Origin of the sequence: Arthrobacter sp. SPG23 (genome assembly GCF_000876655.1) — a bacterium.
Taxonomy (GTDB): Bacteria; Actinomycetota; Actinomycetes; order Actinomycetales; family Micrococcaceae; genus Arthrobacter.
Map to the genome: position 1 here is coordinate 374,287 of NZ_JYCN01000026.1, position 26,951 is coordinate 401,237.

Consider the following 26,951-nt stretch of genomic DNA (forward strand, 5'->3'; position numbering starts at 1 on the left):
CCTTAGGGGGTCCCGAAACCGGCGTCGGCGAGGGCTTTCCTGCCGTCGGCGCCGGCCACCATGGCGATGAACGCTGCGGCCAGCTCCTTGTTCCTGCTGGCGCCTACGATGGCGATGGGATAGGTGTTGACGGCCTTGCCGGATTCGGCGAACGGGATGCCCTTCGCCTTGTTGCCGGCGGCCTTGACGTCGGTGACGTACACCAGGCCGGCGTCGGCCTCACCCGAGGTGACTTTGCCCAATACGTCGGTCACGGATGATTCCTCGCTGACCGGGGCAAGTGTGACGCCGGCGGCATTTTCCACGGTGTGCGCCGCGGCCCCGCAGGGTACCTGGCTGGCACAGACCACCACTTTGACGCCGGGCCTGGCGAGGTCCGCGAAGGAACCTATGGACGCCGGGTTGGACGGCGGGACGGCGATCTGCAGGACGTTGGTGGCGAAGTTCGTGGCTGTGCCGTCGAGGAGTCCGGCGTCGGCGAGCTTGGCCATGTTCCCGGTGTCCGCCGAGGCAAACACGTCGGCGGGCGCTCCCTGGCTGATCTGCGTGGCCAGGTCCGAGGAACCGGCGAAACTGAGTGTCACCTTGGCGCCCGGGTTCTTCTTTTCAAACTCGTCCGCGAGCGTGGTGAACGTGGCTTTGAGGGATGCCGCCGCAAAGACCGTGACCGTCCCGGAGAGCTGGCCGGCGGTGTCCGACGATGCACCGCCCGAGGGGCCGGTCGAGGGGCCGGTCGAAGTCGCCGATGGTGCGCAGGCGGTCAGTCCGGCGGTGAGCGCGGCCGCTGTCAGCAGTGCTGCGAGGCGCGGCTTCCCGGTGTTCACACGATGCTCTTTCCCTGCGGGGTTTCAATGATCACGGTGGTGGCCTTAACCACGGCAGTGGCCACGGAACCCAGCTCCAGGCCGAGATCCCGCACGGCTTCGCTGCTCATCAGTGACACCACGCGGAACGGCCCGCACTGCAGTTCAACCTGGGCCATGACCCTGTCCGCAGTGATTCCCGTGACCAGGCCGACGAACCGGTTGCGGGCCGAACTGCCCACCCGGGTGGGGTCCTCCGGAAGCTGCGCCTGCTCGCGGGCCAGGGTGGCCAGCTCGAACCCATCCACGGCCAGCCGGCCGGACTCGTCCTTCACCGGGGTGAGGCTTCCGTTCTCGGTCCAGCGGCGGACGGTATCGTCGCTGACGCCGAGGAACCGGGCTGCTTCGGCGATGCGAATGGTGGGCATTTATCCAGCCTATTGCCTCATATGCGGTTTTGAAAGGATGATTCATCCGCAGATCAGGTTGTTTTGCTGGTTGACGCCCGTCCCTACACCGGCAGGCCGTAGCCCGCCGGCCACCGCGGCAGTACGATTTTTTGTGGGGGCGAAGCCGCCGGCGCCGAGGAGCGTTGCCATGAAATGGATCAGGCCTGACAGTCCGGATTACGACGAATCCCGGAAGCTTTTCAACGCAATGATCGACCGGCGCCCGGCCGTCATTGCCCAATGCAGCACCCCCGCCGATGTTGTCCAGGCCCTGCAGCATGCCCGCGATAACGAACTGCCCGTGGCCGTCCGGGCCGGTGGCCATTCGGTGGCCGGGATGTCCATGAACGACGGCGGCCTGGTGGTGGACGTGCGTCCGATGAAATCGGTCAGTCTGGACCCGGGAAGCCGCACAGTCACCGCCGGAGCCGGCCTCACGTGCGGAGAGTTTGACCGTGCGACGCAGGAACACGGACTGGCGCTGACGGGCGGCCGCGTCTCCACTACCGGTCTGGCCGGCTTCACGCTGGGCGGCGGCTCCGGCTGGCTGGAGCGGGCGTTCGGCTTTGCCTGCGACGACCTGATCTCCGTGGACCTGGTCACTGCCGGCGGGGACCTGGTGACGGCCAGCGCAAAGGAAAATCCCGAACTGTTCTGGGCCCTGCACGGCGGGGGCGGCAACTTCGGCGTGGCTACCTCCTTCACGTTCGGGCTCCACGAACTGGGCCCGAAGGTCCATGCCGGCTTTATGCTCTGGCCAGGCGACGCAGCCACCGACATCAGCCGCGGCTTCCGCGAACTTGCCCTGGCCGCACCCAACGAGGAATGTGCAACCCTCATCTACCTGACGGCCCCGCCTGAGCCGTTTGTTCCCCCTGAGATGGTGGGCAAGATGGCTGTTGCCGTGGTGTACATCTATGCCGGGGACGCCGGCGAAGGCGCGGATCGGGCCAAGCCGTACCGCGCGCTCGGCCCTGCCGTGGACCTGCTGGGAGACACCAATTACGCCGACTTCCAGTGCTCGCTGGACGATCCTCCGGGCATGTACAACTACTGGAGCGCCGACTACCACAATGAACTGTCCGACGACGCCCTGGACGTCATCATCGATTCTGCGCGCAGGTTGCCTGGCCAGCACTCCCAGCAGCTGATTGCACACTGGGGAGGTGCGGTGGGCGGACCGGCTGCGGCGGCCACTCCGCTGCTGAACCGCAACGCGACCTGGGTCAGCCACCCGTTCGGGTTGGGCGAAACACCGGAGGAGGGCGAGGAAGCCAGGGCGTGGGTGAAGCATTTCCGCCACGACATTGCGCCCTACGCCACGGGCGGGGTGTGGCTGAACTTCATCGGCGACGAAGGCCAGGCCCGCGTCCGCGCGGCCTTCGGAAACGAGAACTTCGACCGGTTGTCCCGGGTGAAGCGCGACTTCGACCCGGACAACGTGTTCCGCGGCAACCAGAACATTCCGCCCGCCCCTGTCTAGGCGTGTTGTCACAGGCGAACGTGACATTTCCGCCCCGGTATTCAGGTTTTGAAGTAGTTGTTTCGTTGGGGTTGTTGGCGTGGGTCGATGTGGGGTGGCGGGATGAACCAGGGGATCCCGGTTTTGACCTGGATGGTCCACTGCTCTTTGTGGATCAGGTGGTGGTGATGGGAGCAGAGCAGGGTGCCGTTCTCTGTGCTGGTGGTTCCGCCGTGTGACCAGTAGGTGATGTGGTGGGCTTCGCACCAGGGTGCGGGGATGGTGCAGTTCGGGAACGCGCAGCCCTGGTCGCGGGCGGTGATGGCTTTGCGGATGTGGGGCGGGAAGATCCGTGTGGTGCGGCCGATGTCCAGGATGCGGCCCTCGCTGCCGAGCAGGACGGGGATGATGTCAGCGTCGCACGCGATCTTCCGGACGGTGGACGCAGTGACGGGGCCCGTGAAGGTGAATGAGCCCGTGCCCGGGATGCCGGGGGTGCCTAAGGTGCCTGTGCCGGGGGTGCCGTCTGGTGCATCAGTCGAGCGGTCGAGGCGTTCGAGGAGGTCGCGGTAGTCGATGGTGACCATGACCTGAGGGCGGAGACCGCCCGCCGCGGGGAGGTTTCCGGTGGCGACGGCGGTTTTGGCGGCGCCGACCAGGCCGTCCAGGAGTTGCTGGGGCCGGGTGCGCAGGTCCAGATCACCGCCATTGGCGGATCCGTCGTTGCCTTCAGCCGTTCCGGGGCGGGTGCGGGGGTTGGTGGCGATGTTCATCACGGTCAGGAGGGGCTCGTACTGGTCCTGGGTGGCGAAGATTTCCACGTGGTACAAACCCCGCCGGGGCTTCCGGATGAAGGCGCCCTGCCGGTGCCGCAGTTCCTCCTCGGAGGGTTCGCTGCCGTCCTGGTCGATCGCGTCAACCAGTTGCCGGGCAATCCTGGCTACGAAATCGGTGTCGTTCTCCGCAGCGGTGCGGGTCAGGGTGCGTTCCACCCGGGCCATGGTCTCTTCGGGGGCGTGGTGCCGGACCCGGTCCAGGGCGACGGTGATGAGGGTCGCGGAACGGGAACCCACCGACCCGGACGCCACCGCCGCGGCCAGCACAGGCCGCTCCGGGGGTTCGGGGTGGCCGGTGATCCCGGTCCGTGGCAGCACTGCCTCGGCCAGCGTGAGGCGGCGGCGGGCTTCCGCGGCACCGATCCGCAGCCTGGCCCGCAGGAACTCGGTGGTGTTCCGGCACCCGTCATCCGCCGGATCGGGTTCCCCGGCGTTGAGCACCCCGGGGCTCGTTCCGGGACCCGCGGGGGCCTCTATGCCTCGATCGCTGCCGCCCGGGCCGCCATCGGCCCGATCACTCTCGCCCATGCCGCTATCCTCTTGATCGGGAGTGCCGGCTGCCCAGCCAATCGGCCCATGCACAGCCGTCTCGTCGCCCCACCCGGTCGTCCAGCCGGCAGCAGAGCCCGAGCCAGCCCGCGCAGCAGCAGAAGCCTCCCGCCGCGCCCGGTCCACAGCCCCGGCAGCAACCACCTGCAAATATTCAGCGGCCCGGGAAATCTCCTCGACTTCGGCCGCGAAGTCAGCAGCCTCACGGAAGCGCATCACCGCCGCGTCCGCCACCGCCGTCGAACTCAAAGACACCAGCAGCGCACGGCACCCGGCCAGATCACCGGAACCCCCGCCGTCGGACGCTAGAGCCCCAGGCGGCTGCGGCCCCGCGGGCACACTCCGCAAACCGCGAACCGACCCGGGCGAAGCAGCTGACGCGGGCGAAGCAGCGGCGGGCAGCTTGGCCCACCGCAACGCCCCTCCTGCTGCAAGTTCCCCCATAACTTCCATGGGATAACTCTGCCAAAGGGCACCGACATTTAAGGCCCACGGCATTTAAGGCCAGTTGCCGAGGCTCTGGCAACCCCGGGCACGCCCGGCATTAGAATTTCCCCCATGGCCATCTACCTGGATCCGCCGCTCTGGCCAGCCCACGGAACCCACTTTTCACACCTGATCTCGGACACCTCCCTCGACGAGCTGCACCGCTTCGCGGAGGCAGCCGGCATTCCGGAACGGGCGTTCGACGGCGACCATTACGACGTCTCCGAGGCCAGGTACGCCTCCCTCGTGGAGGCCGGTGCCATCCCCGTAGAGGCAAGGATCCTGGTCCGCAAGCTGATTGCCTGCGGGCTCCGCATCCCTGCCCGCCAGCGCGGCAAGGCCCTCAAGGTGCCGCTGCTGAACCGCTGGAACGCCGTGCTGCCCGGCCACGACGCCCTCTTCCTGGACCTGCTGGACCGGTGGGGCGAGGAGCACCGCAAGTACCACGGCCGAACCCATCTGCTGTCCGTCCTCGAGGCCCTTGACCTGCTCACCGAGCCGGCCGATCCGCCACGCACCGTGGTTCTCGCCGCCTGGTTCCACGACGCCGTCTACCGCGGGATCGCCGGTCAGGACGAGGAGGAATCGGCGCGGCTGGCCGAGGACAGGCTCCTGCACGCGGGCCTGTCCGAGGATGAGGCCTACGAGGTGGGGCGGCTGGTGCGGCTCACTGCCGACCACCGCCCGGAGCCGGGGGACGACGACGGCGCCCTCCTGTGCGACGCGGACCTTTCGGTTCTCGGCGGCGAACCCAAGGCCTACGGCCGCTACCTCAGCGCCGTCCGGGAAGACTTCGCGCACATCGGCGACGCCGACTTCGCGGCGGGACGCGCCGCCGTCGTGCGTCACCTGCTGGAGCTGGACCCCCTGTTCAACACGGCACGCGGCCGTGAGCTCTGGCTTGACTCCGCCCGGGGAAACCTGGCGGGCGAGCTCGCGTGAGTGATGTTCAGGCGGCTCACCGGCAGCTGCCGTTCACGGTGCGCTTTGAATGGGGGTACGACGGCGCCATGGCCGTTATGCCCGGGGCCGAACTGGCCGTGGTGGTGGACGTCCTGTGCTTCACCACCTGTGTGAGCGTCGCGGTGGACCGCGGCGCCGACGTGTTTCCCTACCGCTGGAACGACGGCACTGCCGCTGATTTTGCCGCGGAAGAGGAGACGGTGCTGGCCGGCCGGCGCGGCGGCACCGGGGTGAGCCTCTCCCCCGCCAGCCTGCGCTCCGCGCCGACTCTCGACAGGGTGGTGCTTCCGTCCCCCAACGGCTCTACGCTGGCCCACTCCCTGGCGGGAACGGTGCCGCGCGTCGCGGCGGTGTGCCTTCGGAACGCCCGCGCCACCGCCGAGTGGGCGGCCCGGAACCTTCCGCCTGCAGCGGTGATCGCCGTTATCGCGGCCGGCGAAAAATGGCCCGACGGCGGGCTCCGGCCCGCGCTGGAGGACCAGTTGGGCGCGGGAGCCTTCCTGGCCGCGCTCCCTGGGCACCGCCGGACCGGCTTTTCCCCCGAGGCCCGGTGGGCCATGGACGCCTTCACTGCCGCGGAGCCGCGGCTTGGTGAGACGCTGCTGGAATGCTCCAGCGGCCGGGAGCTCGTCTTCGGCGGCTACCAGGAGGACGTGGAGATCGCCGCGGAACTCAACGGGAGTGCCGCCGTCGCACTTCTCGACGGCGGCGCGTTCCGCCGGGTTTAGCGGTAGCTGGTGACGAACGGCCGGTCGGTGGGCACAATCTGCTTGCCGAGCGGCATCAGCGAAACCGGGATGAGTTTCAGGTTGGCGATGGCCAGCGGGATCCCGACGATGGTGATGGCCATGGCGAACGCGGTCACCACGTGGCCGACCGCGATCCAGATGCCTGCGACCACCAGCCAGATCACGTTGCCCAGCAGCGAGAACACGCCGTTGCCGCCCGGCTTGTCCACTACCATGCGGCCGAAGGGCCACAGCGTGTAGGACGCAATCCGGAAGGAGGCGATGCCCCAGGGAATGGTCACGATGAGCAGGCAGCAGATGATCCCCGCGAAGAAGTACCCGAGCGCCAGCCAGAGTCCCCCGCATACCAGCCAAATGATGTTGAGCAATGTCTTCATACGGCCATTGTCCCCCGCGCAGGAGTGATCAGGCGTCGGGGATTGCCCTGACCCGGCCCTGAATTCCGGGCCGGCGGCGTCAGCCGATGATCGGCCGCTCTTCAGGCAATTGGTAAAGCCGCGGATGGGCGGACAAAGCCAGTGCTGAGGCCACAGTGATGGTCCCGATCCGGCCGATGAACATGAGGGCCATCAGGACCCACTCCGCGCTGGCCGGCAGGTGATAGGTGATGCCGGTGCTGACCCCCACTGTGGCGAAAGCGGAGATGGATTCGAAGAGCACTTTTTCGAGGCTGTAATCGGTGAATATGAGGAGCAGGAGAGTGCCCGCGATGACTGCGGCGACGCCCAGCAAGGCAACGGAGAGCGCCTGGCGCTGCGCCGATGAGCTGATGGACCGGTGGGCGATGGTGACCTGCTCGCGGCCGCGGACTTCGTTCCAGATGGCGAATCCCAGGATCAGGAACGTGGTGATTTTGATGCCACCCGCGGTCCCGGCACTGCCGCCGCCAATGAACATCAGGATGTTGGTGACCATCAGGGTCTCCGGCGTGGCGGCACCGTAGTCGATGCTGTTGAAGCCCGCGGTCCGGGGAAACACCCCGCCGGCCAGCGCCCCGAGGAACTTCCCCCCGGTGCTGAACGACCCCAAGGTTTCAGGACGGTTCCATTCGAAGGCTGCGAAGAGCACGAAACCGGCTGCCAGAAGGATGAGCGTGCCGAAAACGGTCAGGCGGACGTGCACTGTCCAGGCCTTGATCCGGAAGCCGTCCCGCATCAGGGCGATGAGCACGGGGAAGCCAAGGCCGCCGGTCACCACCGCAGCGCAGATGGGAATAATGATCCAGGGGTCCTCGGCCACACCGACAAGATTGTCGCTGTACAGCGAAAAGCCGGCGTTGTTGAAGGCGGATACTGCGTGGAATATCCCGTGCCAGAGTGCCGTGGCCGGGTTGGCGTCGTACCCGATCCAGAACCGGAGCGTCAGGACCACGGCCGTGCTGCCCTCGACGGTCGCCATGATCCTGGCGACCCGCACCAGGACGGTCCGGACATCACCGAAGTTCAAGGTGTGGGTTTCGGACTGGGCCACAAGCTGCCCGCGGAGGCCGAGGTTCTTGCGGACCAGCAGCGCGAGCAGGGTTGCCAGCGTCATGATGCCGAAGCCGCCCACCTGGATCAGCCCGAGGATGACTGCCTGGCCGAAGGGCGTCCAGAACGTGGCGGTGTCCACGGTGATCAGCCCGGTCACGCACACGGCGGAGACCGAGGTGAACAGGGCGGGCATTGCTACGTCTGAGTCCGTGGGGTAATGCGAGGCGGGAAGCAGGAGCAGTCCGGCTCCCAGCATGATCACGGCAAGGAATGCGACCGGCACCGACCTGACCGGGTGCAGGAGCAGGCGCCTGATGCGGCTGTCCCGGGGCCGGATGTCCGTACCCACTCTTACCGGCCCGCTCGGCGGTGCCGCCATTGGAAATCCTCTCATCGGCCTCTCATCGGCGTCTCATCGGCGGGCACGCATAGCGTCCCCGGCACCGTGCCCTGACCGTGCCCGCAGTCCGACGCATCACGGAGCGTAGCACCGCGCGTTTCCGGCGGGACCCGGTCTTTACGAAATCCTTACGCTGCACTTTCACGGCTTCACGGCAGCCGGGGAGCATACTGTTGGCAGCGTCCCGGCGAAGGGCTAACGTCACAGCAAGGGGGCGGTCCGCAGAAGGAGGCGCAGCGTGACGATTGTTGACAATGCCGTCTATGTGAATGGCCGCCGGACCACCGACCCGGAAGGGCTTGAAGAGACGTACTTCCTGCTGCGGCAGCGTGAGGGGATGGCCTGGATCGGGCTGTACCGGCCGGACTCGCAGGAACTGCGTTCCGTGGCAGACGAGTTCGAACTCAGCCATTTAGCCGTGGAGGACGCCCTGACCGGGCACCAGCGGGCAAAACTTGAGCACTACGGCGAGACCCTGTTCCTGGTGTTGCGCCCGGCGCGCTATCTCGACGACGTCGAAAAGGTCGAGTTCGGCGAAATCCACGTGTTCGTAGGCACGGACTTTGTGGTCACCGTCCGCCATGCCGAGTCCCCCGACCTTGCCCGCGTCCGCCGCAGGATGGAATCCCAGCCCGAGTTCCTGGCGCTGGGACCGGACGCAGTGCTGTACGCCATCCTTGACCAGGTGGTGGATGAATACGAGCCGGTGGCCGCCGGGCTGGAAAACGACATCGACGAAATCGAGGATGACCTCTTCGGCGGCGATCCGGACGTGTCACGCCGGATCTATGAGCTCTCCCGCCAGGTCATCATGTTCCAGCGCGGAACCAGTCCCCTTGCCGGGATCCTGCAGGCCCTGCTCACCGGCACACCCGAGCACCGGCCCGGCCCCGAACTGCAGGACCACCTGCGCGACGTCCTGGACCACGTCCTGCGGCTAGGTGAGCGGACCGCCTCCTTCAGGGCCCTGCTGCAGAACGCGCTAACCGTCAACGCCGCACTGGTGGCCCAGCGGCAGAACGATGAGATGCGGCGCCTGACGGAATCCAGCTTCGCGCAGAGCGAGCAGGTCAAACGCATCTCCTCATGGGCCGCCATCCTCTTCGCCCCAACCCTGGTAGGCACTATCTACGGGATGAATTTCCGCACCATGCCCGAGCTCGACTGGGTCTTTGGCTACCCCATGGCGCTGGGTCTGATGGCGGTCATGGGCGTGATCCTGTACGCGGCCTTCAGGCACAACAAATGGATCTGACCGCGTTCCGGTGGGCCCTCACCGACACTGCAGCCAAGGCCCGCGTGCCGGGAATGTCCGTGGCCGTCGTGTCACGGGAACGCGTTCTCTATTCGGGCGGGACCGGCTATGCGGACCTCCATGCCCTTTCCCCCGCAGCTGCGGAAACTGTCTATCCTTGGTTTTCGATGACCAAACCGGTGACAGCCACTGCCGCCCTGCGGCTATCCGACCAGGGGCTCCTGGACCTGCACGCACCCGTGCACGAATACCTGCCCTGGCTGCGCGCGCCCGGCCCGGCCCAGCCCACCGTGTGGCAGCTGCTCAGCCATTCGGCGGGGCTGGGCAATCCGCTGCCCGTGAGATGGATTCACCCCGCGGGCACAACGGGGCCGGACCAGGAACAGCTGCTGCGGAAACTGATGGACAGGCGCCGCGCGTTCCGCTACCGGGTGGGAGGCGCCGGGCACTACTCGAACGTCGGCTACCTTGTGGCTGCGCAGGTCGTCAGCCAGGTGTCCGGCGAACCGTTCACAAGCTACGTCCAGCGCGAGATCCTCGGGCCGCTGGGGATGGATTCGACCGGCTTTTCCTATCCGCCGGGGCGTCCCGCGGCCACCGGCTACGTCCGCATCCGCCGCGGGCTCGCGCCTGTGCTGGCACGGATCCTCCCGCCAGGGACGCTGGGGCCACGGCACGGCGACTACTCGTCACTCACCCCGTTCCTGGTTGACGGCGCGGGCTACGGCGGCCTGGTGGGAACCGTACTGGACGCGGCCGAGTTTGCCCGGCTGCACCTCAATGACGGGCTGGCCGCGGCTCCCGGAACCACAGCCCCCGGGACTGCCGCCGGCCCCGCAGGGAACCGCATCCTGCAGGAAGCCACGGCGCGCGCGATGCGCGACATCCAGGTCAAAGGAAAGCAGTTTGACCACTCTGCAGGCTGGTTCCGAAAGCACACAAGAGGGCCCCACGGTTCCTACGTTGAGCACTTCGGCACCGGGCTGGGGTTTTGGAACATCATGCGCCTCTACCCGGAACGGGGCAGGGCAATCGTGCTCATGTCCAACAGTTCCACGAGCTACGACTACGCCACCCTGTTTTCCCTCATCCTGCGCATGCCCTGGACCTGAGCGGGCGCGGACCCGAGCGGGCGCGGCGGCCCCGTGCGCGCTCCCGTGCCTATCTCTGCTTGACCAGGGCCGCCTCCACGTTGATCTTGACCTTGTCGCTGACCAGCAGGCCGCCGGCTTCGAGGGCCGCGTTCCACGTCAGTCCGAACTCCTTGCGGCTGATCTCGGCCTCGGCGCTGAATCCCGCCCTGGTGGCGCCAAACGGATCAACCGCCACGCCGGTGAATTCCACTTCGAGTTCCACAGGCTTGGTGATGCCGCGGATGGTCAGGTCGCCGGTGACCGTGTAGTCCTCGCCGTCGCCTTCGATCCCCGTGGCCCGGAAAGTCATCTCGGGATACTGCTCGACGTCGAAGAAGTCCGCTCCGCGTACGTGGGCATCACGGTTCGCGTCGCCTGAGTCGAAGCTCGCCGTCTTCACGGTGGCGTGCAGGCTGGAGGCCGCCAGGGACGTGCCCACGTGCGCCTCCGCCGAGGCGTCGGTGAAGCGGCCGCGGACTTTGCTGATGCCGGCATGGCGGACAGTGAAGCCGATCTCGCTGTGGGACATGTCGAGTGTCCAGATGCCGGGGGTAATACCTTGGGGCAGAGTCACAACGGGTCTCCTTTGACTCGGTTGGCGGGCCTGGCCCGCCGGTTCTTCGGGGTGGTCCCCAGCTGAATGCTAGCGAACACCCTCAGCCACGGCTAGCCTCCGCACCCGGCACCTCAGCCGGAGATGTAGCCAAAGACGCAGCCCACTTCGGCTGCCAGCCGATGGCCGGGGCGATGTGGCGGGCAATGTTACCCAGGAGTTTGGCGTTGAAGTCCACGCCCAGCTGGTTCGGGACGGTGAGGAGCAGGGTATCGGCAGCCTGCACCGCGGCGTCTGCCGCCAGTTCCTCGGCGATCGCCTCCGGCTCGCCCACGTAGCTCTTCCCGAACCGTGCCACCAGCCCGTCGATGATTCCCACCTGGTCCCGCTTCTCCCGCAGGGCGCTGAGCCCGAAATACCGGCGGTCCTCGTCGTCGACGATGGGCAGGACGCTGCGGCTGACCGAAACCCGCGGCGCGTGCTGGTGGCCTGCGCCGGCCCAGGCATCACGGAACATGCTGATCTGCTCCGCCTGCAGCTCGTCGAACGGCACACCTGTGTCTTCAGTCAGCAGCGTGGAACTCATCAGGTTCATACCCTGCTCCGCAGTCCACACCGCGGTGGCGCGGGACCCTGCACCCCACCAGATCCGGCGGGCAAGATCGGCCGAGTTCGGCTGGACCGGCAGCTTGCCGCTTCCGCCACCGTAGCGTGGATCCCCGTCGACCACCCCGGCACCGGTGATGGCATGGCGGAACACCGCAGTGTGCCGGCGTGCCATGTCCGCCGGGCTCTCGCCGTCGGCCGGAACATGGCCGAACGCTGCCGCGCCGTCCCGGGCCGGTTCGGGTGAACCGCGGCTGACGCCGAGCTGCAGCCTCCCGCCGCTGATCAGGTCCGTGGCGGATGCTTCCTCCGCCATGTACAGCGGGTTCTCGTACCGCATGTCGATCACGCCCGTGCCCATTTCGATCCTGCTGGTGCGGGCGGCGATGGCGGCCAGCAGGGGGAACGGGGAGGCCTGTTGCCGGGCAAAGTGGTGCACCCGGAAGAAGGCGCCGTCGATCCCCAGTTCCTCAGCTGCCACGGCCAGGTCGATGCCCTGCAGCAGCGCATCCCGGGCCGTGCGGGTACGGGACCCCTCAACGTTGCCCCAGTGGCCGAAGGATAGAAATCCGATGCGCTTCATGACTGCGGCAACAAGAACCGGGCGCCATCCATTCCGGCTGACGCCGTGTACCCCAGGGGAAGGATGCTAAGCCTTCGCCGCCAGCACGAACGCCCGGATCTTCGCCAGGTCCTTGACTCCGCGGGAGCTTTCGACGCCGGAGGAGACATCCACTCCCCACGCACCGGCTTCCTTAGCGGCCCGGGCGACGTTAGCGGGGTCGAGGCCCCCTGCCAGCAGCCAGTTCCGGCCGGCCAGCCCCTTGGCCTGCACCGAGGCGTAGTCCCAGGCCTCCCCGGAGCCCGGAACAGCTGCGTCGATCAACAGCAGTTCCTCGCCCCAGCTGCCGAACGCTTCCGGGGAGGCACCCATGGTGACCGCCCTGATCACCTTCATGCCGGCGTCGTGCGCTGCTGTGACGTCCTGCGGGGTGCGGTCCCCGTGGAGCTGGATCCAGTCCAGGCCGGCGTCGCGGGCCACCGCGATAGCGTCTGCCACCGGCTCGTGGCGGAACACGCCCACAGCCGGGGTGCCGGCCGGAACGTCGATCAGAAGCTCCCGGGCGCGGGCGGGCGTGACCTCGCGCGGACTCCTGGTCAGGACAAAGCCGACGGCGTCCGCACCGGCGCCGGCCGCTTCCCGGACCGACTCCGGCGTACTCAGCCCACACACCTTGACGAACATCCTTGGCTCCTCCTGCCGCATTTCCTCCACCTGACGTTAGCAAGTCCGCGAAGCCCCTACCGAAACCCCTTCACCGGCGTCCCTGCCGACGCCGCCCGGCGCCAGGCCGCTAGGCTGGGCGGATGGAGATCATCCGCTATGCAGAACTCAGGGCCGAACCGTGGCGCAACAAGGGCGGGGTCACCCGCGAACTGGCCAGCCATCCCAAGGCTGCCTCCGCCCAGGACGGCGCGTGGGACTGGCGGGTGAGCATCGCCGAGGGTCCAAGGCCGGCGCGTTCTCCGTTTTTCCCGGCATGGACCGCGTGCTCACCGTGATCGAAGGCGAACTCCTCCTGCTGACGGTTGACGGCGCCGAACACCCGCTGGAGAAGTACCGGCCGTTCCGGTTTTCCGGCGACGCCGACACGGCCAGCGCACTGCCCACGGGCGACATCCGCGACCTCAACGTGATTACCCGGAACGGTGCCTTCAAGGGGTACACGTCCATCATCGAACTCTCCAAGAAGCGCGCCCACCCCGTCTTCAAAGGCCAGCTGGGCATCCTGCTGCAGGGCCAGGCCACGGTCACCCCCGGCACCGCCGGCGGCAGGGACGCGCCCGACGACGGCGAAGCACCGGAAGCAGCTGAAGCTTCCGGCGAGCCGGAAACGCTGGGCCGCTATGACGCCGTCGTCGGTTCCGACTCCGGTACGCCGGAAATCCTGGGCCGCGGCTTCCTGGCCGTCGTGTCGATCGACCGGGTGACCGGCTAGACCGGGTTACAGGCTGGCGGCCGACGCCTGCAGGTCCTCGCGCTGCGCCGGCTGTCCGTTCGGGGCGAGCGCAGCGGCGATCACCACCGAACTGGCCGAGGCCCACGCCTGCGGACGGCAGCTCGCGGGGAACGGCACGGGGGTGCGCATGGTGTCCGAGCCGTGTCCGCCGAAGAGCTCCGGCAGCCGCCAGTCGTTGGCTTCGGCCACGTGCAGCAGTCCGGCGGCGAGCTGCGCGGCTTCAGCCGGGAAGCCGTCCGCCAGCATTCCGTTGATGATCAGGGCCGTGTCGTGGCTCCAGACCGCGCCGGCGTGGTACCGGGTGGGCCAGTAGCCCCCGTTGGTGGTGGACAGGGTCCGGACGCCGTAGCCGGAGAACATGGTGGGGTCCATGACCCTGCGCACCACAATCCGCTGTTCCTCTTTGTTGAGGATTCCGGTGCCGAGCAGGTGCCCCATGTTGGAGGTCACGCCGTCCACCGGGCGCTTGTCGGCATCCAGGGCGAGCGCGGGGTAGGGACCCAGCTCGTCTTCGCACCAGAACTGCGCCCGGAAGCGCTCGGCCATGCCGGCCGCGTAGTCACGCCATTCCTGTGCCCCCGGACGTCCGAAGGCGTCCAGGATCTCGGCGCCCACCACAGCGGCCTCGTAGGCGTAAGCCTGGACCTCGGCCAGCGCGATCGGCCCCTTCGCCAGCGAACCGTCGTGCCAGCGGATGGCGTCGCCGGAGTCCTTCCAGCCCTGGTTCACCAGGCCCTGGCCGGAGGCGTCAAGGTATTCCAGGAAGCCGTCGCCGTCGAGGTCGCCGTGGTCCCTGAGCCATTCGAGGGCGTCCTGGAGGTTGGGCAGGAGTTCCTCCACCTCGGCATCCGGCATGCCGGCTTTCCAGGCATCATGCAGGAGGCAGATCCAGAGGGGGGTGGCGTCGATGGTGCCGTAGTACACCGGCGGCAGGCGCAGTGCCTGCCCGCTCTCGGCCATGGTCAGGACGGTCCGGCGGACCTCGTGCAGGATCTTGCCCGGCTGGACGGCCGTGGTGTGGTCTGTCTCCGTGCCCTGCCTGCCGGCGAGCGCGCGGAGCGTTCCGCCGGCAATGTCCGTGTTGATGGGCAGCAGCATGCGCGCCGCGATGATGGAATCCCGGCCGAACATGGTGAAGAACCACGGGGCGCCGGCCGCCAGGAACGTGTCATGCGGATGTGAGTGGTGGGCCAGGCGCAGGCTGTTGAGGTCGCTGACGGACCGTTCCAGGAGCCGGTTGAGCCGGGGATCGTTTGAGGCCGGAGCAACGATGGGTTCCCCGTCCGCGGCGAGCATCGGGGAATCCTCGTCCGTCACGTCCACCGCCCAGGCCAGCTCCACGGGCACTCCGGGAAGCACCTCCACGGCCCAGTCGATGGTCACCGTGCTGCCATGGATGCTGACGGTTCCGTTGTCCGCCGTGAGAGCCAGGGTGGTGTCCTTGTCCCGCCAGGACCAGGTGGTCCCCTGCGGCTCCACCGGGGCGTCGCCACGCATACCCTGCTTGATGGTCTCCATCGTGGTGTTGTCCGCGCCAAGGGTCAGCCGGACCGTCAGCGACACCGGCTCCCGCATGGCCGATTCAAGGCGCAACGTCTCAGCCACCCGGCCGGAGCAACCGGTGAGGGTTTCGGTGTCCTCGCCGGGACGGATGCGGCCGGAATCTGCTGTGCGCGTGCGCACCAGGGAGAGCAGGGGGTCCGCTACTTCGGCGTCGGCACGCACAAAGTAGATGTAGTCGGTTTCCTTGGAGGAACGCAGCTGCGTGGACACCCACTCCGGTTCCCGCCCGTCCACCGTGAGGACTGCAGTTTTGAGCACGCGGTCATCGCCACAGTAGATCCCCTGCGCGCCGGCGTGACGGATCTGGCCATGGGCGTCGGACCATGCCTGGATGGGGGCGCTGAAAACGCCGGAGAGATTGTGCAGGTATGGCTGTTCAGAGGCCACGGTGAAACAACTCCTGTGCTGCTGGATGCGGGTGCGGAGGCTGGTGTCCGCAGTACCGGGCGTGAACCTGGGCGCGGAAAATTTGATCGATCAAATTTGTGCGGTTAATATCGTCTCACACGTTAGTCTGTGAGGGAAAAGTCCGCCATGCTGCGGCCTTGCCGGGACGCCGCCGGCCACTGCCTGCATGCCAACCGCCCAATACCCTCGCCCTAAGGAGTTCCCGCTTGTCCCGGCCCACCCTCGCCAGCCTGGCCAGCGAACTTGTCGTGTCGCGGCAGACCATCTCCAACGTGCTGAATGCGCCGCACAAGGTCAAGCCCGCCACCCGGGCGCGCGTCCAGGCGGCCATCGCTGCGGCCGGCTACCGGCCCAGTGCGGCCGCCCGCCAACTGCGCACCCAGCGCTCCATGAACCTCGGCATGCGGCTCCTTCCCGCCACGGACGGCATCAACGGCGCCGTCCTGGACCGTTTCCTGCACGCGCTCACGGAAGCAGCCCAGTCGGCCGGCTACCGGCTCACTCTGTTCTGCGCCGACTCGGACGGCGACGAAATCCGCCAGTACGAGGAACTTCTGGACGTCGCCGGGCTGGACGGATTCATCCTCACCTCCAGCACCCCAGACGACGCACGGACGCTGTGGCTGCAGGAACGCGGCACGCCCTTCGCCGTTTTCGGCCGGCCCTGGGACGCCGCCGGGCACCCGGCCGCGGCAGCCCACCCGTGGGTGGATGTGGACGGGGCTGCCGGGACGACGGCGGCCGTAGAGATGCTGCTGGCCCAGGGCCACTCGAGGATCGGATTCCTGGGCTGGTTCACGGGTGATCCCGTGGGCGCGGACCGCCGCCGCGGCTGGGAGCGCGCCATGGCTACGGCAGGCTACGGCGAGGATGTGCGCGGCCTCGGGGTGGAAGCGCAGGACACCGTTGCCGGCGGCGCGTCCGGCGCAGCACTGCTCGTCTCACGGGGAGCCACGGCCATGGTCTGTTCCAGCGACTCACTGGCCCTGGGCGCCATGGAGAAGCTCCGGGAATTACGGGCTGGCAGTTCCGTTTCCGGGCAGGCTGCCGGGCTGAATGGCCCAGGCGGCCTCTCCGCCGTCGTGGGCTTTGACAACACTCCCGTGGCTGCCGCGCTGGGACTCTCCAGCGTCGCCCAGCCCGCGGAGGAAGCCGCGCGCCACATCATCCGCGTGCTGGCCTACGAGCTGGCGGGAGGCGGCTCCCTTGCCGCGACGGACGCCGTCGGAGTTGACGCCGGAGCCGCCCCTGCAGCCCCCGCCCCGCCGGAAAGGCAGCTCCTCCTTGCGCCGCACGTGGTGGAACGGATTCCGCTGCCGCTGGCGGCAACCGGCAGCAGCCAAGGCCCCACGGCGGCGCCATCCATGCAGCCCCGGTGAGCTTGGCCACCAACGGTGGTCCCCCGCCGTCGGGCGTTGCTACGCTGGGAGCAAGGTTTCCCTCCGAAACCTCCGGACGACGGTTCAGTACCCGGCACGCGACAAGACTGGCCAAAGGATCTGTCATGTCGTGGTTAATCCTCATCCTTTCCGGGGCGCTCGAGGCCGTGTGGGCCGCAGCGCTGCACCGGACGTCGCAGGCCACGGGCCGCCGGCGCGTGGTGCCCGCGGCGGTCTTCCTCGTATCAGTCCTCGCCAGCACCGGCGGCCTCGCCGTCGCGATGCAATCCATCCCGACAGGTACCGCCTACGCGGTGTGGGTGGGTGTCGGCGTCGTACTGACCTCCGCCTACGCGATGGTCACCAAAGTGGAACGCGCGACGGCGGCGCGGCTGCTGCTGCTCGCCGGCATCGCCGCAGGCGTGGTGGGCCTGAAGGTGGTGGCGTAATGCCGACAAAGAACGCGACTGCCTGGCTGATCCTCCTCGCTTCCGCCGTACTGGAGGCCGTCTGGGCCACTGCCCTGGGACTGTCCGACGGCTTCTCACGGGCGCTGCCTACTGCCGTCTTCGCCGTTACCGCAACACTGAGCATGGCGGGACTGGGAGTGGCCGTGAAGTCAATCCCGCTCGGGACCGCCTACGCCGTGTGGGTGGGCATCGGCGCCGCCCTGACCGTAGGCTGGGCCATGGCCACCGGCGTTGAGCCCGCCAGCCCGCTGAAGCTGCTGTTCATTGCCGGGATCGTGGGCTGCGCGGCGGGGCTGAAGCTGCTGCCGCAGGACCGGTAGAGCCGCGCACCACCAGGTCGGACGCCAGGACCACCGGCGAGCGTGAGGAATGTTCGCCGGCAATTTCGGCCGCCAGGGCATGGACGGCGGCATGCGCGATAGCCGCCGCAGGCTGGCGGAGCGTGGTCAGCGGCGGATTGGTGAGGGCCATGAGCGGGGAGTCATCGAAGCCGACGACGGATACGTCCTCCGGGACGCGCAGCCCCCTGGCCTGGACCGCGCGAATGGCGCCGAGGGCCATCACGTCGGAAGCACACACAATGGCCGTGTGCCCGGAGTCCAAAAGCTCATTCGCCGCGCTCTGGCCGCCTTCCACGGTGAACATGCTGGTGGCCGTGTGCGGTTCCGGGTCCTCGGCGCCCAGGTACTCGGCAAGCGCGGAGCGGAACCCGGCCAGCTTCTGCCTGCTGGGGATGAAGCGGTGCGGGCCGATCGCCAGCCCCACCTTCCGGTGGCCCAGGCTGGCGAGGTGCTGCACCGCGGTGCTGATTGCCGCGGCGTCGTCATTGGACACGGAGGCGGCGGCCAGTTCCGGGCGGGCGCCGTTGACCAGGACGAACGGGATGCCCCGGCCGCGCAGCCGGTGGTAACGCTCCAGGCTGGCCTGTCCGTCAGCGTGCGAGCTGCAGATGAAAATGATCCCGGACGCCTCCTGCGCCACGAGCATTTCGATGTATTCGTCCTCGGAGCGTCCCCCGCCCGGCAAGGCGCACAACACCGGGATGAAGTCCTCCTGGGACAGCAGCGAAACCATAGTCTGCGCGATTGCCGGAAAGATCGGATTGGTCAGGTCCGGGACGATGATCCCCACCTGGCCCCTGGTGGTGCTCCGGGCACGGTCCGGCCGCTCGTACCCAAGGTCGTCCATCGCGGCAAGAACCGCCTGCCGCACCTCGCGCGACACGCCTTTCCGGCCGTTGACCACGCGGGACACGGTGGCAATGCTGACGCCAACCTTCCGGGCGAGGTCCTCCAGCTTCGGCCGCTCCGGGGAGGCAGGTTCCGCGGAGGCAGGTTCCGGGGAGGCAGGTTCCGCGCGGCCCGCTGTCGTGCTCATATGGCTCCTTCACCGGAACAGCCGTCCGGACGTCATGGTGCTCCCAGTCTACGTAAATAGCACGTCACGTTTCATGAAAACAGGACGCAAAATTTTCCGTAAATGGTTGACGTGCATCACAAGCGGTCCCTAGGCTCATCGGTATCCCCGCTCACCGCCGATGCCGTTCTGGGGCATTGGCAAGGAAGGTCTCCCATGATTCGCCACTCCCGCCCGCCCGGGTCCCCGCCCGCCCTCAACAGGAAACTCCTGGCGGCGCTGGCCGCAGCCTGCGTCACCCCCCTCACCCTGGGCGGCCTCGCCCTCCCCGCGTTTGCGGACCACACCGCCACTCCGGGGGCGGTGGCGCTCGTCGGATCGCTGCAGTCCGAAATCGGCTGCCCGGGCGACTGGCAGCCGGGGTGCACCGCCAGCAGGCTGCTGCCGGTGGAAGGGTCGGCAACCCTCTTCCGGGCCACCTTTGACGTCCCCGCCGGCACCTACGCCATGAAGGTCGCCCTCAACAATTCGTGGGACGAGAACTACGGCGCAGGAGGAGTGGCCGGTGGCGGCGACATCGTCCTCAACGCGCCGGGAGGACCGGTGACGTTCACCTACGATCACGCCACCCACGCCCTCTCTGACGACGTCCCGGACGCGCCGGGCGCGGAGGCCGGGGCGCACTGGCTGACAGCGGACACCTTCGCCTGGAAAGCCCCCGTAGCCGAGGGTACGAGCTACCGGCTCTACAGCGCCTCCGACGGCGGCCTGGCGTTTGCGGACGGACAGGTCACCGGCGGTTCCGCCCTTCCCCTCGAACTCGAGGCCACGGGGTTGGATGCCGGCCTCGCGGCCAAGTATCCGCACCTGGCGGGCCTTGCCTCCCTGCGGTTGACGGAAGCCGGCGCACGCCAGGCCAGGGAACTGCTCAAAGGCCAGCTGCTGGTGGCCGCGATTGGCCCGGACGGCAAGGTCACAGCCACCACCGGGGTACAGGTCCCCGGTGTCCTGGACTCGCTCTACCCCGGAGCCGCGAAGCAGGAACTCGGCCTGACCTGGAAGGGCAAGCGGCCCGAGCTTTCGCTGTGGGCACCCACGGCCCGCAGCGTCACCGTCCACACCTACGCCTCAGGTAGCGGCGGCCAAGCCGTGGCCAGCACGCCCATGAAGCCCGCCAGGGACGGTGTGTGGTCCGTCGCCGGGGACAAGGACTGGAACGGTGCCTACTACCTGTACGAAGTGGAGGTGTTCGTCCCGGAAACCGGCAAGGTTGAGCGGAACCTGGTCACGGACCCCTACAGCGTTGGCCTCTCCGCCAACTCCGAACGCAGCCTCTTCGTGGATCTGGATGACAAGTCCCTGGCGCCGGCCGGCTGGGCCAAACTTCAGAAGCCCGCGCTCAGCAAACCGGAGGACCTCTCCCTCTACGAACTGCACGTGCGCGACTTTTCCATCACCGACGACTCCGTTCCGGCCGAGCACCGCGGCACCTACAAAGCGTTCACGGACACCGGCAGCAACGGCATGAAGCGCATCAAGGAACTGGCGGACGCCGGGATGAACGCGGTCCACCTGCTGCCCGTCAACGACATCGGCACCATCGAGGAGCGCCGCAGCGAGCAGCGCGAACCGCTCTGTGACCTCGCCGCCCTTCCCGCCGACTCGGAAGAACAGCAGGCCTGCGTGGCCGGGACTGCAGCCAGGGACGGCTTCAACTGGGGTTACGATCCCCTGCACTACACAACCCCGGAAGGCTCCTACTCCACCAACCCGGACGGACCCGCCAGGATCACGGAATTCCGCGGGATGGTGGCCGCCCTGAACACCACCGGCGCGCGGGTGATCCAGGACGTTGTCTACAACCACACGTCCAGCGCCGGCCAGTCCGGGAGCAACAACCTCGACCGGATCGTCCCGGGCTACTACCACCGGCTGAACGCCGTCACGGGATCCCTGGAGACATCCACGTGCTGCGCCAACACCGCCACCGAGAACACCATGATGGGCAAGCTTATGGTGGACTCGCTGGTGACGCTGGCCAAAACCTACAAGCTGGACGGCTTCCGTTTCGACCTCATGGGGCACCACTCAAAGCAGAACATGCTGGACGTGAGGGCAGCCCTCGACAAGCTGACGCTGCCCAAGGACGGCGTGGACGGCGAGAACATCACCCTGTACGGCGAGGGCTGGAACTTCGGCGAGGTGGCCAACAACGCCCGGTTCGTCCAGGCCACCCAGGCGAACATGGCCGGGACCGGCATCGGCACGTTCAACGACCGCCTGCGCGACGCCGTCCGCGGCGGAGGCCCGTTCGACCCCGACCCGCGGGTCCAGGGGTTTGCCTCCGGCCTGTTCACGGATCCCAACGATTCCCCGGCCAACGGCACCCCCGAACAGCAGAAAGCCGCCCTTCTCCTCGCCCAGGACCTGGTGAAGGTGGGCCTGACCGGCAACCTGAAGGACTACTCCTTCGTTGACCGCACCGGCGCCACCGTCAAGGGTTTGGACGTGCCGTACAACGGCGCCCCGGCCGGGTACACCAGCGATCCGCAGGAGGCCGTCACCTATGTGGAGGCCCACGACAATGAGACGCTGTTCGACGCCCTCGCCCTGAAGTTGCCGCAGGACACCGTCATGGCCGACCGCACACGGATGCAGACCCTCGCGCTCAGCACCACGGCCTTCGGCCAGGGGATCTCCTTCTGGCACGCGGGCGGCGAATCGCTGCGCAGCAAGTCCCTGGACCGGAACAGCTACGATTCCGGCGACTGGTTCAACGTCCTGGACCATACGGATGCCACCAACGGCTTCGGCCGCGGCCTGCCGCCAAAGCCTGACAATGAGGACAAGTACGGCTACATGCGCCCGCTGCTGGCAGATCCGGCCCAGAAGCCGGCTTCCACGGACATGGCAGAAGCCCGTCAACGGGCCGAGGAGCTGCTGCAGATCCGCAAGAGCACGCCGTTGTTCCACCTGGGCGACGCCGGGCTGGTCCAGCAGAAGGTGTCTTTCCCGGCAGGCGGCCCGGCACAGACGCCGGGCGTTGTGGTGATGCGCATTGACGACTCCGTCGGCACGGATGTGGACAAGAACCTGCGCGAACTCGTGGTGGTGTTCAACGCCTCGGATGAGGCCACCAACCAGACCGTGTCCGGCACGGCAGGCTCCGCCTATGCCCTGCACCCGGTGCAGGCAGGCGGCGTCGATTCCGTGGTCAAGGCCGCCGCCTATGACGCGCAGTCGGGGACCTTCACCGTCCCCGCCCGCACCGTGGCGGTATTCCAGGCCAAGTAAGCAACGGGCAGGGCGACGCGAAACGGGTGAGGACCAGCAGCGGATTAGGCTGGTGGCCATGGCAACTTCACCGGTGGACCCGAGCCCTGCCCCGCAGCCGGACGCCGCCGCGCTCCGGCATCCCGAGGTGGCGGCGGCCGTGGCGGACCTGCGCGGCCGCCTGGTGTCCGGGAACCGGACGCTGCTCGGCATCACGGGCGCGCCGGGGTCCGGTAAATCGACCTTTGCGGCCGCCCTGCACACGCTCTTCGGCCCGGAACTGGCCGTGGTGGTGCCGATGGACGGCTTCCACCTGGGCAACGCGATCATCGACGGCACGCCGCTGCGGCAGCGCAAGGGGGCAATCGACACGTTCGACGCCGGCGGTTACCTTTCGCTGCTGCAGCGGCTCGCGCGGCGGGATGAGCCGGTGGTCTACGCACCGGATTTCCGCCGGGAAATCGACGAGCCGGTGGCGGCCTCCATCGCTGTTCAGGCCGATGTGCCGCTGGTGATCACCGAAGGGAACTACCTGCTGGCGGACCACCCGGTGTGGCGGCAGGTCCGCGCCCAGCTGGACGAGGTCTGGTTCATGGATACTCCCCCGGGCCTTCGCCTCGAACGGCTGGTGGACCGGCATGTGCACTTCGGCATGGACCGGCCGGCCGCGGAGCAATGGGCCGCCGGCTCCGACGAAGCCAACGCGCGGCTGATCGAAGCCACCCGCCCGGCCGCAGACCGGATCATCCCCTGGTCCTAGGAAATGGGCCCAGGAATACCGGCCTTCCCGCCGGAGTTCATGGCTAGGACGGCACTTCCCGGAATACACAAAGCAGCGAAATGGAGACTCCCATGGCAACGGCATCCGCAGCATCAGTCCACCTCGGCGACGGCCTGAACGTCAGCCCCCTGGGGTTCGGCGGCATGGCCCTCACCCCGGTCTATGGCGAAGTGGACCAGGGCGAGGCCCTGCGGACCCTGCACCATGCGGTGGATGCGGGCGTCAGCTTCATCGACACGGCGGACATCTACGGCGGCGGCAGCAACGAGGAACTGATTTCCCAGCTGCTCAAGGAGCGCCGGGACGACGTACAACTGGCCACCAAGTTCGGACTGGTGGGCACGCCCACCAAGGGCTACACCGACATCCGGGGCGACGGCCCCTACATCCGGCAGGCGGTGGAAGCCAGCCTCCGCCGGCTGGGCACCGACACCATTGACCTGTACTACATGCACCGCCGCGACCTCCGCGTTCCGATTGTGGAAACCGTGGAGGCCATGGCGGCGCTGGTGCAGCAAGGCAAGGTGCGGCACCTCGGCCTGTCGGAAGTGACGGCCGAGGAGCTGCGGGAAGCCAGCAGCGTCCACCCGATCGCTGCGGTCCAGAGTGAATGGTCCATCTGGAGCCGCGATGTGGAACGCAACGTTGTTCCTGCGGCGGCCGCGCTCGGGGTGGGGTTTGTGCCTTATTCGCCGCTGGGCCGGGGATTCCTCACCGGCACAGTGGACGCTTCGAAGCTCGGGAGTGGCGACTTCCGCCGCAACATCCCCCGCTTCGCCGCGGATGCGGCGGATGCCAACCAGGGAGTGGTGGCCGCGATTCAGGCGGTCGCAGCCGAGCTCACCGTCGCCGGCGAGCCGGCGACTCCTGCCCAGGTAGCTCTGGCCTGGCTGTTTGCCCAGGGCAAAAAGCTTGGCCTGCCCGTGGTTCCCATCCCGGGCACGCGCAAGGCGGAACGGATCGACGAGAACCTGGGTGCCCTATCGCTCAACTTCACCAGTGCGCAACTGGAGAAGCTCGACGCCGCCGCGGACGCCGTCGTCGGCTCCCGCTCTGCTGACCCCACGTGGGTGTCCCAGGGCCGCGAATAGCGTTTCCGTAGACTGAAGCCCATGGATTCCCTCATTCACGACCTACGTGACATCACCATCCGCCGGATTTCGGTCAGCGAGATGGACAACAACGTTTATCTGCTCACGGCCAAGGCTTCCGGCGCGCAGCTCCTGATCGATGCGGCCGATGATCTGGCCGCCATCCAGGGGCTGCTTGCCGATGCCGCCACGGATACCTCCGCGGCGCCGAAGCTGGCACTGATTGCCACCACCCACCAGCACTGGGACCATGTCCGTGCGCTGCCGGGCCTGGTGGCGGCCACCGGAGTGAAGACGGCGGCCGGGACGGATGACGCCCCGGAACTGCCGGTGCCGGTGGATGTGCTGCTGGACCACGGGGACGTGGGCAACTTCGACGGTTTCGACGTAACGGCGGTGCACCTTCGGGGGCACACGCCGGGGTCGGTGGCGCTGGTGTACCAGGACCCCGAAGGGCCTGCGCACATCTTCTCCGGCGACTCGCTGTTCCCGGGAGGCGTGGGCAACACCCAGAACGATCCCGAACGCTTCAACCAGCTCATCACAGATGTGAGCGAGCGGCTGTTCGACGTGTATCCGGATGACACCGTGGTGCACCCGGGCCACGGGAAGCCCACCACCCTCGGCGCGGAGCGCCCGCACCTGGAAGAGTGGCGCGCCCGCGGCTGGTAGGACCAAAAAACCTCATCGAGTGCTCCAGAACCGCCGTTATGAACCTTCTAAACGGCGGTTGCGGGGGCCCACGCCGGCAGGGTTCCCTGGCCGAGCTTGCGAGGCTAGGGTGCCGGTGGGGAGCACTCGATGGTGGTTAAGCGGGCTTTTTAGCGGCTGCGGCGTTCGTTCGACGCCGGAGCCGACGCGCGGCGGGGTCCGCCGCTGCGTGCCGGACGGCCTTCGCCGGAGCGGCCGTTGCCGCCGCCGGAGTAGGATCCGCCCGAGGTTCCGCCCGTGTTGGAGGACCAGACTGCAGCGTTGCCGCCGGACTTGCTGCCGGCAGCGGCGCGCTGGCCCGTTGCCGGACGTCCGCTCCGCTGGCCGCCGGTTGCGCCGCCGGTGCGGGGCGCACCACCGCTGCGGGGTGCCCCGCTGCGCGGTGCACTGGTGCGGGTTGCGCCGCCGCGGGCATCGCCACGGCTGTCCGACGTACGTGCGTCAGATCCGCGGCCGGCCGATGCACGGCCACCTGCCGCGGGAACATCGTTGTGGTGCGAGTAGGCTGTGGCGCGGCCGCGGCCCCGGGCGTTGCGGCGCTCGGCGCGCTCGGCATCGGCGCGGTCCTGGTTCTTCTCCGCCACGCGCTCAGCGGCGTTGCGGGCAGCGGCCTGGCCTTCATAGGCCACGGCACGGCGCTCGGAACGCGGAAGATCCGTGCGGGGAGCCTCGGCCGAAACCCGTCCGCGTCCGCCACGTCCGCCGCGGCCACCCGAAGTGGGTGCAGCCTGGCGGCGGGCGCGCTTGCGCTCGGCGTTGGCACCGGTGGACGTGCCGCCGCCGTGCTGCGCGGCCTTGGCGGCGAGCAGTGCGGCGCGGGTGCGCGGGTCGATCTTGTCGGCCATTTCGCCCACCAGTTCGGCGACCAGCGGTGAGTTGGCGGTAACGCGCTCGAAGTTGACCTCTACGCCGGCAGCCTTCATGAGCTTCTTGACGTCGGACTGCTGCTCCGGAAGGGTCAGCGTGACCACGGTGCCGTCGGAACCTGCGCGGGCCGTACGGCCTGAGCGGTGCAGGTACGCCTTGTGCTCCGTGGGCGGGTCGACGTGGATCACCAGTTCGACGTCGTCGACGTGGACACCGCGGGCGGCGACGTCGGTGGCCACCAGGACGCGGACGTCGCCGGAGGAGAACTCGGCGAGGTTGCGGTCACGGGCGTTCTGCGAGAGGTTGCCGTGCAGGTCGACGGCGGGGATGCCGGCGTCGGTCAGGGTCTTGGCAAGCTTGCGGGCGTGGTGCTTGGTGCGCATGAAGAGCACGCGGCGGCCGGCACCCGAGGCGAGCTCAACGATCAGCTGCTTCTTGACGGTCTGGTCGTTGACGACGAGCACGTGGTGTTCCATGGTGGTCACCGCGGCCTGCGGATCGTCCACGGAGTGGGTCAGCGGGTTGGACAGGTAGCGCTGGACGATCTTGTCCACGCCGTTGTCCAGGGTTGCGGAGAAGAGCAGGCGCTGGCCCTGGCTGGGGGTCATGTCCATAAGCTTCTTGACCACCGGCAGGAAGCCGAGGTCGGCCATGTGGTCGGCCTCATCGAGCACGGTGACCTCGACGGCTTCGAGGGTCAGGATGCGCTGGCGGATCAGGTCCTCCAGGCGGCCCGGGCAGGCGATGACGATGTCGACGCCGGCGCGCAGCGCCTTCTCCTGGCGGGCCTGGGAGATGCCGCCGTAGATCACGGTGGTGTTCAAGCCCATGGCCTTGGCCATCGGCTCGATGGTGGCGTTGATCTGGGTGGCCAGCTCGCGGGTCGGCGCAAGGACCAGGCCCATGGGGCGGCCGGGCTTGCGGAAGTGCTTGGCTTCCCGCTCAGCGAGTCGTGCTACAAGCGGGATGGCGAAGGCGATGGTCTTGCCGGAGCCTGTGCGGCCGCGGCCCAGGACGTCGCGTCCGGCCAGGGTGTCCGGGAGGGTCTTGACCTGGATGGGGAACGGCTCGGTGATTCCCTGGGCGGTGAGGGTGTCGGCAAGTTCTTTGGGCGTGCCGAGGGCAGCAAAAGTAGTCATGTGTTTCAAAGGTCTTTCAGGCGGTATCCGTGCGGATATCGGCCCCCGGTGCCGGTTGGCCCAGGGGTTCGCCGAAGAAAAGTCAGGTGATCAACCGGGCTACTGCGAACCTTGCGGTAGCGGCGGCCGGGACCAAATAGAACGCGTTCATCGACGCAGGATGTGCCTCTCACATG

23 protein-coding genes, 1 pseudogene and 1 riboswitch are annotated in these 26,951 nt (G+C 68.0%); of the genes and pseudogenes, 13 read left to right on the forward strand and 11 right to left on the reverse strand.

The genetic code is table 11. The annotated features are described in order from the left end of the window. Nucleotides 1-2: 2 nt before the first annotated feature. Nucleotides 3-824 (reverse strand): molybdate ABC transporter substrate-binding protein, encoded by an 822-nt coding sequence (gene modA / locus TV39_RS18905; RefSeq protein WP_043484582.1) that lies wholly within the window; start codon nt 822-824, stop codon nt 3-5. Next, entirely contained in the window at nt 821-1,231 is a 411-nt protein-coding gene (locus tag TV39_RS18910) for a TOBE domain-containing protein (RefSeq protein WP_043484584.1), read from the reverse strand. Before TV39_RS18910 ends, modA begins: the two co-directional genes overlap by 4 nt. Before the next feature lie 169 nt (nt 1,232-1,400). Here TV39_RS18910 and TV39_RS18915 point away from each other — a divergent pair, with 169 nt between their 5' ends. Next, the gene (locus tag TV39_RS18915) at nt 1,401-2,735 is read left to right on the forward strand and encodes an FAD-binding oxidoreductase (RefSeq protein ID WP_043484588.1); all 1,335 of its coding nucleotides are present in this window, start codon (nt 1,401-1,403) and stop codon (nt 2,733-2,735) included. 41 nt (nt 2,736-2,776) lie between these two features. Here TV39_RS18915 and TV39_RS18920 read toward each other — a convergent pair whose 3' ends face one another. Next, nucleotides 2,777-4,552, reverse strand: coding sequence for an HNH endonuclease signature motif containing protein (locus tag TV39_RS18920; RefSeq protein WP_043484591.1), 1,776 nt, complete (start codon nt 4,550-4,552; stop codon nt 2,777-2,779). A 105-nt stretch (nt 4,553-4,657) separates the two neighbouring features. Here TV39_RS18920 and TV39_RS18925 point away from each other — a divergent pair, with 105 nt between their 5' ends. Together TV39_RS18925 and TV39_RS18930 are read left to right on the forward strand one after the other, a co-directional pair. Next, nucleotides 4,658-5,527: a DUF4031 domain-containing protein gene (locus TV39_RS18925; RefSeq protein ID WP_043484593.1), complete on the forward strand. Its 870-nt coding sequence runs from the start codon at nt 4,658-4,660 to the stop codon at nt 5,525-5,527. Then, nucleotides 5,524-6,276: a 2-phosphosulfolactate phosphatase gene (locus tag TV39_RS18930; RefSeq protein WP_043484594.1), complete on the forward strand. Its 753-nt coding sequence runs from the start codon at nt 5,524-5,526 to the stop codon at nt 6,274-6,276. The genes TV39_RS18925 and TV39_RS18930 overlap by 4 nt, the downstream gene beginning before the upstream one ends. Here TV39_RS18930 and TV39_RS18935 read toward each other — a convergent pair. Beyond that, entirely contained in the window at nt 6,273-6,674 is a 402-nt protein-coding gene (locus TV39_RS18935) for a YccF domain-containing protein (protein ID WP_043484597.1), read from the reverse strand. The genes TV39_RS18930 and TV39_RS18935 overlap by 4 nt on opposite strands. A 79-nt stretch (nt 6,675-6,753) precedes the next feature. Beyond that, nucleotides 6,754-8,148, reverse strand: a complete 1,395-nt coding sequence (locus tag TV39_RS18940; RefSeq protein WP_043484599.1) for a TrkH family potassium uptake protein — start codon at nt 8,146-8,148, stop codon at nt 6,754-6,756. Between the two features lie 259 nt (nt 8,149-8,407). On the opposite strand from TV39_RS18940, the gene TV39_RS18945 reads away from it, so the two are divergent. Both TV39_RS18945 and TV39_RS18950 read left to right on the forward strand, forming a co-directional pair. Beyond that, the gene (locus TV39_RS18945; RefSeq protein ID WP_011693580.1) at nt 8,408-9,424 is read left to right on the forward strand and encodes a magnesium and cobalt transport protein CorA; all 1,017 of its coding nucleotides are present in this window, start codon (nt 8,408-8,410) and stop codon (nt 9,422-9,424) included. Then, nucleotides 9,415-10,536: a serine hydrolase domain-containing protein gene (locus tag TV39_RS18950; protein ID WP_043484607.1), complete on the forward strand. Its 1,122-nt coding sequence runs from the start codon at nt 9,415-9,417 to the stop codon at nt 10,534-10,536. The genes TV39_RS18945 and TV39_RS18950 overlap by 10 nt, the downstream gene beginning before the upstream one ends. Before the next feature lie 49 nt (nt 10,537-10,585). On the opposite strand, the gene TV39_RS18955 is transcribed toward TV39_RS18950, so the two are convergent. From TV39_RS18955 to TV39_RS18965, 3 genes are all read right to left on the reverse strand, one after another. Further along, entirely contained in the window at nt 10,586-11,131 is a 546-nt protein-coding gene (locus tag TV39_RS18955) for a YceI family protein (RefSeq protein WP_043484609.1), read from the reverse strand. Between the two features lie 82 nt (nt 11,132-11,213). Beyond that, entirely contained in the window at nt 11,214-12,299 is a 1,086-nt protein-coding gene (locus TV39_RS18960; protein WP_043484610.1) for an LLM class flavin-dependent oxidoreductase, read from the reverse strand. A gap of 66 nt (nt 12,300-12,365) precedes the next feature. After that, nucleotides 12,366-12,962 (reverse strand): phosphoribosylanthranilate isomerase, encoded by a 597-nt coding sequence (locus tag TV39_RS18965; protein WP_043484612.1) that lies wholly within the window; start codon nt 12,960-12,962, stop codon nt 12,366-12,368. Nucleotides 12,963-13,084: 122 nt separating this feature from the next. Here TV39_RS18965 and TV39_RS18970 point away from each other — a divergent pair. Continuing rightward, nucleotides 13,085-13,716 (forward strand): annotated as a pseudogene (locus TV39_RS18970) (HutD/Ves family protein). A gap of 6 nt (nt 13,717-13,722) precedes the next feature. Here TV39_RS18970 and TV39_RS18975 read toward each other — a convergent pair. Beyond that, complete coding sequence (locus TV39_RS18975; protein WP_043484613.1) at nt 13,723-15,687, reverse strand: glycogen debranching N-terminal domain-containing protein; 1,965 nt, start codon at nt 15,685-15,687, stop codon at nt 13,723-13,725. Between the two features lie 227 nt (nt 15,688-15,914). On the opposite strand from TV39_RS18975, the gene TV39_RS18980 reads away from it, so the two are divergent. The 3 genes from TV39_RS18980 (at nt 15,915) to TV39_RS18990 (ending at nt 17,877) form a co-directional block, all read left to right on the forward strand. After that, complete coding sequence (locus TV39_RS18980) at nt 15,915-17,087, forward strand: LacI family DNA-binding transcriptional regulator (RefSeq protein WP_052500628.1); 1,173 nt, start codon at nt 15,915-15,917, stop codon at nt 17,085-17,087. Nucleotides 17,088-17,137: 50 nt separating this feature from the next. After that, nucleotides 17,138-17,203, forward strand: a riboswitch (guanidine-III (ykkC-III) riboswitch). 9 nt (nt 17,204-17,212) lie between these two features. Further along, nucleotides 17,213-17,536: a DMT family transporter gene (locus tag TV39_RS18985; protein ID WP_043484614.1), complete on the forward strand. Its 324-nt coding sequence runs from the start codon at nt 17,213-17,215 to the stop codon at nt 17,534-17,536. Further along, nucleotides 17,536-17,877, forward strand: a complete 342-nt coding sequence (locus TV39_RS18990; RefSeq protein WP_043484615.1) for a DMT family transporter — start codon at nt 17,536-17,538, stop codon at nt 17,875-17,877. Before TV39_RS18985 ends, TV39_RS18990 begins: the two co-directional genes overlap by 1 nt. Here TV39_RS18990 and TV39_RS18995 read toward each other — a convergent pair. Beyond that, nucleotides 17,819-18,934 carry a LacI family DNA-binding transcriptional regulator gene (locus TV39_RS18995; protein WP_043484618.1) on the reverse strand — a complete coding sequence of 372 codons (1,116 nt, stop codon included), beginning with the start codon at nt 18,932-18,934 and terminating at the stop codon, nt 17,819-17,821. The genes TV39_RS18990 and TV39_RS18995 overlap by 59 nt on opposite strands. 195 nt (nt 18,935-19,129) lie before the next feature. Between TV39_RS18995 and pulA the strand changes: the two genes are divergently transcribed. The 4 genes from pulA (at nt 19,130) to TV39_RS19015 (ending at nt 24,730) form a co-directional block, all read left to right on the forward strand. Beyond that, complete coding sequence (gene pulA, locus TV39_RS19000; protein ID WP_043484620.1) at nt 19,130-22,207, forward strand: pullulanase-type alpha-1,6-glucosidase; 3,078 nt, start codon at nt 19,130-19,132, stop codon at nt 22,205-22,207. 58 nt (nt 22,208-22,265) lie between these two features. Continuing rightward, nucleotides 22,266-22,946 carry a nucleoside/nucleotide kinase family protein gene (locus tag TV39_RS19005; RefSeq protein ID WP_144406471.1) on the forward strand — a complete coding sequence of 227 codons (681 nt, stop codon included), beginning with the start codon at nt 22,266-22,268 and terminating at the stop codon, nt 22,944-22,946. Nucleotides 22,947-23,038: 92 nt separating this feature from the next. After that, a complete protein-coding gene (locus TV39_RS19010) occupies nt 23,039-24,058 on the forward strand; it encodes an aldo/keto reductase (RefSeq protein WP_043484623.1) in 1,020 nt (339 codons plus the stop codon). Between the two features lie 21 nt (nt 24,059-24,079). Next, nucleotides 24,080-24,730, forward strand: coding sequence for an MBL fold metallo-hydrolase (locus TV39_RS19015; RefSeq protein ID WP_043484625.1), 651 nt, complete (start codon nt 24,080-24,082; stop codon nt 24,728-24,730). A 149-nt stretch (nt 24,731-24,879) separates the two neighbouring features. On the opposite strand, the gene TV39_RS19020 is transcribed toward TV39_RS19015, so the two are convergent. Then, on the reverse strand, nt 24,880-26,775 hold the full coding sequence (locus TV39_RS19020; RefSeq protein WP_043484627.1) for a DEAD/DEAH box helicase: 1,896 nt from the start codon (nt 26,773-26,775) through the stop codon (nt 24,880-24,882). Nucleotides 26,776-26,951: the final 176 nt, after the last annotated feature.

Coding starts and splice junctions, on each gene's coding strand:
- TV39_RS18935 (WP_043484597.1), bottom strand. CDS start 6,674: ATGAAGACATTGCTCAACATCATTTGGCTGGTATGCGGGGGACTCTGG.
- TV39_RS18920 (WP_043484591.1), bottom strand. CDS start 4,552: ATGGAAGTTATGGGGGAACTTGCAGCAGGAGGGGCGTTGCGGTGGGCC.
- TV39_RS18910 (WP_043484584.1), bottom strand. CDS start 1,231: ATGCCCACCATTCGCATCGCCGAAGCAGCCCGGTTCCTCGGCGTCAGC.
- TV39_RS18925 (WP_043484593.1), top strand. CDS start 4,658: ATGGCCATCTACCTGGATCCGCCGCTCTGGCCAGCCCACGGAACCCAC.
- TV39_RS18915 (WP_043484588.1), top strand. CDS start 1,401: ATGAAATGGATCAGGCCTGACAGTCCGGATTACGACGAATCCCGGAAG.
- pulA (WP_043484620.1), top strand. CDS start 19,130: ATGATTCGCCACTCCCGCCCGCCCGGGTCCCCGCCCGCCCTCAACAGG.
- TV39_RS19010 (WP_043484623.1), top strand. CDS start 23,039: ATGGCAACGGCATCCGCAGCATCAGTCCACCTCGGCGACGGCCTGAAC.
- TV39_RS18950 (WP_043484607.1), top strand. CDS start 9,415: ATGGATCTGACCGCGTTCCGGTGGGCCCTCACCGACACTGCAGCCAAG.
- TV39_RS19015 (WP_043484625.1), top strand. CDS start 24,080: ATGGATTCCCTCATTCACGACCTACGTGACATCACCATCCGCCGGATT.
- TV39_RS18990 (WP_043484615.1), top strand. CDS start 17,536: ATGCCGACAAAGAACGCGACTGCCTGGCTGATCCTCCTCGCTTCCGCC.
- TV39_RS19020 (WP_043484627.1), bottom strand. CDS start 26,775: ATGACTACTTTTGCTGCCCTCGGCACGCCCAAAGAACTTGCCGACACC.
- TV39_RS18960 (WP_043484610.1), bottom strand. CDS start 12,299: ATGAAGCGCATCGGATTTCTATCCTTCGGCCACTGGGGCAACGTTGAG.
- TV39_RS18985 (WP_043484614.1), top strand. CDS start 17,213: ATGTCGTGGTTAATCCTCATCCTTTCCGGGGCGCTCGAGGCCGTGTGG.
- TV39_RS18940 (WP_043484599.1), bottom strand. CDS start 8,148: ATGGCGGCACCGCCGAGCGGGCCGGTAAGAGTGGGTACGGACATCCGG.
- TV39_RS19005 (WP_144406471.1), top strand. CDS start 22,266: ATGGCAACTTCACCGGTGGACCCGAGCCCTGCCCCGCAGCCGGACGCC.
- TV39_RS18965 (WP_043484612.1), bottom strand. CDS start 12,962: ATGTTCGTCAAGGTGTGTGGGCTGAGTACGCCGGAGTCGGTCCGGGAA.
- TV39_RS18995 (WP_043484618.1), bottom strand. CDS start 18,934: ATGAGCACGACAGCGGGCCGCGCGGAACCTGCCTCCCCGGAACCTGCC.